Raw genomic sequence first — 5181 nt, 5'->3', positions numbered from 1 at the left:
TGACGGTATAACCTGGCCAGAAGGAGGCAATATCAATATGATGCACGGCGACAGCAGGGTGATGGTGGTGGTGTGTTTGGAGACAGCCAGTTTACCAGCACCCTGTCTGTCAACTTCCACTTCCCCAAGATCCCGCGAAGAACCTATTTTTTTGCCCGCGATTTCCCCTCCCCGATCGACAGAGCTCTTGCCGGGCTTGCCATCCCCACCTGCAAGCCGCTTATGGCCGCCACCAGCCGCTATAAATCAAAATGATGAGTTTTGGTTAAATGCCCCGGTTTTAACTTATAGCGAGCCACTGTCTGTCATTCAGGCCCTGCCAAGCCTGTTAGCCGACCGCAAAGGGTTGTGCCCGATCTCCGGGAGGCTATTAGCAAGCAATACATCTTGGTCTTATGACTTGGGATGTGCGGGGAAGAGAGAAAGCAGGCAAACGCCGGATACGACAAATCATCGCGGCGCGATGTGATGGGCAATTCAAAGGGATTATGAGGACGTCGAAGAGAGATTGGAGCGGGAAACGAGACTCGAACTCGCGACCCCAGCCTTGGCAAGCGCGGGCCATGCTCTACCAACAGGACGCGGCAGTGATGGTACTGAGAAACTGGATTCGTGTACTTGGGGGAGAGATTGAATTCGAAGGGTTCGAAGAGAGATTGGAGCGGGAAACGAGACTCGAACTCGCGACCCCGACCTTGGCAAGGTCGTGCTCTACCAACTGAGCTATTCCCGCAACAGAATGTCATCTGCAAGTGATTGGAGCGGGAAACGAGACTCGAACTCGCGACCCCGACCTTGGCAAGGTCGTGCTCTACCAACTGAGCTATTCCCGCAACAGAATGTTATCTGCAAGTGATTGGAGCGGGAAACGAGACTCGAACTCGCGACCCCGACCTTGGCAAGGTCGTGCTCTACCAACTGAGCTATTCCCGCATCGGAATATCACTTACATATTTTTGGAGCCAGCAACGAGACTCGCGCTCGCTACCCCGACCTTGGCAAGCACTGAACATGCTCTACCAACGCGGTGACTCCGGCACTGCATATTGGAGCGGGAAACGAGACTCGAACTCGCGACCCCGACCTTGGCAAGGTCGTGCTCTACCAACTGAGCTATTCCCGCAACATGGATTGTCTTGAGGCTGCGCTGATGATTGGAGCGGGAAACGAGACTCGAACTCGCGACCCCGACCTTGGCAAGGTCGTGCTCTACCAACTGAGCTATTCCCGCATCGGAACGTCATCAGCAAACATTTTGGAGCGGGAAACGAGACTCGAACTCGCGACCCCGACCTTGGCAAGGTCGTGCTCTACCAACTGAGCTATTCCCGCAAAACCTGAAAACAGACCGTACAGCATTTGGTTGCTTGCGCTACTGTACGGGAGCCGAATTATAAGAGCAGACATTCCAATTGCAAGGGCTTTTTTGTCTGGTTGCAGCCGTTCGCTCAAAAGCTGGCCGAACTGCTGATTTTAGCAACCGAACGACGGCAAACCCTTGCCAGCCACTCAGATTTTGAAGACGTGGGCGCGGTAGAACTGCAGTTCGGCAATGGATTCGCGGATGTCGTCCAGCGCCTGGTGGGAGCCGCTCTTCTTGAACTGATCCAGCAGTTCAGGCTGCCAACGACGGACCAGCTCCTTGATGGTGCTGACGTCCACGTTACGGTAATGGAAGAAGGCTTCCAGATCGCTCATGTGCTTGACCATGAAGCGGCGATCCTGGCCGATGCTGTTGCCGCACAGGGGGCTGGTGCGCTCCGGCACCCACTGGCGAATAAAGGCGAGGGTCTCGGCAACGGCCTTGGCCTCGTCGTATTCACTCGCCTTGACCCGGGCCACCAGCCCGCTCTTGGTGTGGGTGTTGACGTTCCAGTCATCCATCTTGCCCAGCTCTTCCTCGCTCTGGTGGATGGCGATGACCGGCCCTTCGGCCAGCACGTTCAGGTCCTTGTCGGTGACGATGGTGGCGATCTCCAGTACCACGTTCTCTTCGGGGTCCAGACCCGTCATCTCCATGTCGATCCATACCAGGTTCTGCGCGCTGACTGTCATGATTGCTCTCTCTATTGGGAGGAATGGCGGAATTTTGCCAATTTGCATGTATCATACTGGCTTTGAATCTGTTCATAAACTGGCAAACCCCGTGGCAAAGAAAGCAAAACTCAATCTGGGTCAACAAAGGCGCGTCCAGGCCAACCGCGAGCGGCGGCTGCAAAAAGAGCACACCACAGTGGTAGATGACACCCTGTTCGGCCCCGCCATCGAAGGGGTGGTGATCAGCCGTTTCGGCCAGCACGCGGATGTCGAGGCAAGCGATGGTGCCATCCACCGCAGCAACCTGCGGCGCAGCAGCATCAGCAGCCTGGTGTGCGGCGACAAGGTGGTGTGGCGCCCCGGCCTCAATGCCGCGACTGCCGGCGTCATCGAGGCGGTGCACCCGCGCCACTCGGTGCTGACCCGGCCGGACTTCTACGACGGGGTCAAACCCATCGCCGCCAACATCGACCAGATCATCATCGTCTCGGCGGTGATGCCCGAGTTCTCCACCAACATCGTCGACCGCTACCTGGTGGCGGCAGAAGATGTGGAGATAGCGCCCCTCATCGTGCTGAACAAGGTCGACATGCTCGATGACGCGGCCCGCGCCCGTATCGAGCACCAGCTCGAGACCTACCGCAAGCTCGGTTACGAGGTGCTGCTGGTGAGCTGCGAGAGCGGTGAGGGCATCGACGCCCTCAAGGCGGCGCTCACCGACAAGATCAGCATCTTCGTGGGCCAGTCCGGGGTGGGCAAGTCGTCCCTCACCAACGCCCTGATGCCGGGGCTGGACGTGCTCACCGGCGAGATCTCCGAGAACTCGGGGCTCGGCCAGCACACCACCACCACGGCGCGGCTCTACCACTTCCCGAGCGGCGGCGATCTCATCGACTCCCCCGGGATCCGCGAGTTCGCCCTCTGGCACCTGGAAGCCGACCGCATCACCTGGTGCTTCGTCGAGTTTCGCGACTACCTGGGTGGCTGCAAGTTCCGCGACTGCACCCACAAGGATGATCCCGGCTGCGCCCTGCGCGCCGCGGTTGAAGCGGGCGCCATCAGCGCCGATCGCTTCCACAACTACCACCGCATCCTGGAAACCATGCAGGAAGCCCGCCACGGTCGCCAACAGGCGCGGCTGTGACCCGTTCAACTCATTCCCAGATGAAGATCATGAGCATCACTGACAACCTGAAAATTGCCGGTCAATACTGCCTGCCCAAACACGCCCTCTCCCGCCTGGTGGGCAAACTTGCCGCCGCCGAAGCGGGCAACCTCACCACCAGGGTGATCGAGGCCTTTATCAAGCAGTACCAGGTCGACATGAGCGAGGCGCTGCACGAGAGCCCTGCCCACTACAAGAGCTTCAACGAATTCTTCACCCGCGAGCTCAAGCCCGGCATCCGCCCCGTGGTGGAAGACGCCATGACCCTGGCCCTGCCGGTGGATGGCACCGTCAGCCAGCTCGGGCCCATCAGCCAAGGTCGCATCATCCAGGCCAAGGGCCACGACTACAGCGCCCGCGAGCTGCTGGGGGGCTATGAGGATCTGGTAGCCCCGTTCAAGGATGGCGACTTCGCTACCATCTATCTGGCACCCAAGGATTACCACCGCATCCACATGCCGCTGGACGGCGTGCTGGAGAGCATGGTGTTCGTGCCGGGGGATCTCTTCTCCGTCAACCCCCTCACCGCCGAGAACGTGCCCAACCTGTTTGCCCGCAACGAGCGGGTGGTGGCCACCTTCAGAACCCCCCACGGCCCCATGGCCCTGGTGCTGGTCGGTGCCACTATCGTGGCCAGCATCGAAACCATCTGGGCCGGCAACATAGCGCCGACCAAAGAGAAGAAGGTGGTGCGCTGGGACTACACCGGCGATGAAGCCATCACCCTGCAAAAGGGGGCCGAGATGGGCCTGTTCAAGCTGGGCAGCACAGTCGTCTGCCTGTTTGGCCCGGGCATGCTGGCCGGTTTCGAGCCGCACCTGGCCAACGGGGTCACCACCCGCATGGGTCAGCCCTTTGCCACCCTGGCGGCGCAAGCATGAGCGATCAACCCGCTTCCCAGAAGAACAACCCGCTGCACGGGCTGACCCTGGAGGCCATCGTCACCGCCCTGGTCGCGCACTATGGCTGGGAAGCGCTGGGGCAGCAGATCAATATTCGCTGCTTCACCGATAATCCCAGCATCAAGTCCAGCCTGAAGTTCTTGCGCAAGACCCCCTGGGCCAGAGAGAAGGTCGAAAGCCTCTATCTGTACGTCCAGCGCAAGCAGGCCAAAGAGAAGGAGTGACGCCATGGCGTTCAAGATTACCTACACCTACAAGAAGCAGGCCAGGGAGATTGGCTACGCCAACGACAAGTTCAACAGCATCTATGATGCCGTTGCCGCCGCCGAGGGGATCGATCTGACCCGCTTCCACGCCATGGAAGAGCAGCTGGCCCAGGTGTGCCGCCGCGACAAGAAGAGCGTGAAGGATTACCGGGAGAACTACTTCAAGGAGCTGGGCTTCTCCAACATCGTCATCGAACGGGACGCCAAGGAGTAACCATGCGCACCCTGACCCTGATGGCGGCCACCCTGCTGCTGGCCGCCTGCAACACGACACCGAAGGAGCCCCTGGTCGGCGCGGATCGCGACGAACATGGCTGCATCGGCAGCGCGGGTTATCAATGGTCGGCGCTGGCAGGCAAGTGCGTGCGTCTGTTCGAGCAGGGCATTCGCCTCAACCCGACCGATGCCGGTCAGACCGTCAGCGCCTTCGTGCTGTTCAATGCCGATCAGAGTCAGGCCGAGCTGACCCTGCCAGAGGGCGAGCCGATCCGGCTGGTCCGCCAGGGCGAAGAGGGCAACTGGTCCTGGCAGGGCGGCGGCTATCAGCTCTTCCCCTGGAAGGGCTATGTGCTCAAAGCCGGCGACCATGTGCTCTATCACGGCGATCTGACCCCCTGATCCTCTGGCGTCATCCCTCCCCTCACGCCCTGATGGGCGCAGAGCTGGCATAAAAAAAGGTTCATCGCGGCTTTCCGGGGAAGGCCGCCTTGATTTTCAGAAAAAAGTATTCTGAGTCCCTAAATCCATATGCCATGCGCTTTATCACTTTGATCTTGTTGTTCACCCCTTCCAGCACACTCGTGTGCATCGG

General features: G+C 59.6%; 7 protein-coding genes and 6 tRNA genes. 5 read left to right on the top strand and 8 right to left on the bottom strand.

What is annotated here, in order from left to right:
* Nucleotides 1-657: 657 nt before the first annotated feature.
* The 7 genes from J9889_RS19430 to orn all read right to left on the bottom strand — a co-directional run bounded on the left by J9889_RS19430 (nucleotide 658) and on the right by orn (nucleotide 2055).
* Nucleotides 658-733, bottom strand: a tRNA-Gly gene (locus J9889_RS19430).
* A gap of 24 nt (nucleotides 734-757) precedes the next feature.
* Nucleotides 758-833: transfer RNA gene (locus J9889_RS19425), tRNA-Gly, on the bottom strand.
* Between the two features lie 24 nt (nucleotides 834-857).
* Nucleotides 858-933, bottom strand: a tRNA-Gly gene (locus tag J9889_RS19420).
* Between the two features lie 114 nt (nucleotides 934-1047).
* Nucleotides 1048-1123 (bottom strand) — tRNA-Gly (locus J9889_RS19415).
* Nucleotides 1124-1155: 32 nt separating this feature from the next.
* Nucleotides 1156-1231: transfer RNA gene (locus J9889_RS19410), tRNA-Gly, on the bottom strand.
* Nucleotides 1232-1256: 25 nt separating this feature from the next.
* Nucleotides 1257-1332 (bottom strand) — tRNA-Gly (locus tag J9889_RS19405).
* A 177-nt stretch (nucleotides 1333-1509) separates the two neighbouring features.
* Nucleotides 1510-2055, bottom strand: a complete 546-nt coding sequence (gene orn, locus J9889_RS19400; RefSeq protein ID WP_042014296.1) for an oligoribonuclease — start codon at nucleotides 2053-2055, stop codon at nucleotides 1510-1512.
* 91 nt (nucleotides 2056-2146) lie between these two features.
* Here orn and rsgA point away from each other — a divergent pair, with 91 nt between their 5' ends.
* The 5 genes from rsgA to J9889_RS19375 are packed head-to-tail and all read left to right on the top strand — an operon-like array spanning nucleotide 2147 to nucleotide 4988.
* A complete protein-coding gene (rsgA, locus tag J9889_RS19395; RefSeq protein WP_039040203.1) occupies nucleotides 2147-3181 on the top strand; it encodes a small ribosomal subunit biogenesis GTPase RsgA in 1035 nt (344 codons plus the stop codon).
* A gap of 29 nt (nucleotides 3182-3210) precedes the next feature.
* Entirely contained in the window at nucleotides 3211-4083 is an 873-nt protein-coding gene (gene asd / locus J9889_RS19390; RefSeq protein WP_042014303.1) for an archaetidylserine decarboxylase, read from the top strand.
* Entirely contained in the window at nucleotides 4080-4328 is a 249-nt protein-coding gene (locus J9889_RS19385; protein WP_041212447.1) for a VF530 family protein, read from the top strand. Before asd ends, J9889_RS19385 begins: the two co-directional genes overlap by 4 nt.
* A gap of 4 nt (nucleotides 4329-4332) precedes the next feature.
* On the top strand, nucleotides 4333-4584 hold the full coding sequence (locus J9889_RS19380) for a DUF2960 domain-containing protein (RefSeq protein WP_010675489.1): 252 nt from the start codon (nucleotides 4333-4335) through the stop codon (nucleotides 4582-4584).
* A 2-nt stretch (nucleotides 4585-4586) separates the two neighbouring features.
* A complete protein-coding gene (locus tag J9889_RS19375; RefSeq protein WP_109421843.1) occupies nucleotides 4587-4988 on the top strand; it encodes a hypothetical protein in 402 nt (133 codons plus the stop codon).
* Between the two features lie 61 nt (nucleotides 4989-5049).
* Here J9889_RS19375 and J9889_RS19370 read toward each other — a convergent pair.
* The coding region (locus tag J9889_RS19370) for a transposase (RefSeq protein ID WP_162231338.1) at nucleotides 5050-5181 on the bottom strand (132 nt) is incomplete at its 5' end.

This window comes from Aeromonas sp. PrichA-15 (assembly GCF_017939245.1).
GTDB lineage: Bacteria > Pseudomonadota > Gammaproteobacteria > Enterobacterales > Aeromonadaceae > Aeromonas > Aeromonas caviae.
Note: the sequence above shows the minus strand (reverse complement) of the source record. Positions and strands in the feature narration are given on the sequence as shown.

Bases quoted from the DNA above. Each gene is read 5' to 3' on its own strand.
- orn (WP_042014296.1), bottom strand. From the start codon at position 2,055: ATGACAGTCAGCGCGCAGAACCTGGTATGGATCGACATGGAGATGACG.
- asd (WP_042014303.1), top strand. From the start codon at position 3,211: ATGAGCATCACTGACAACCTGAAAATTGCCGGTCAATACTGCCTGCCC.
- J9889_RS19385 (WP_041212447.1), top strand. From the start codon at position 4,080: ATGAGCGATCAACCCGCTTCCCAGAAGAACAACCCGCTGCACGGGCTG.
- J9889_RS19380 (WP_010675489.1), top strand. From the start codon at position 4,333: ATGGCGTTCAAGATTACCTACACCTACAAGAAGCAGGCCAGGGAGATT.
- J9889_RS19375 (WP_109421843.1), top strand. From the start codon at position 4,587: ATGCGCACCCTGACCCTGATGGCGGCCACCCTGCTGCTGGCCGCCTGC.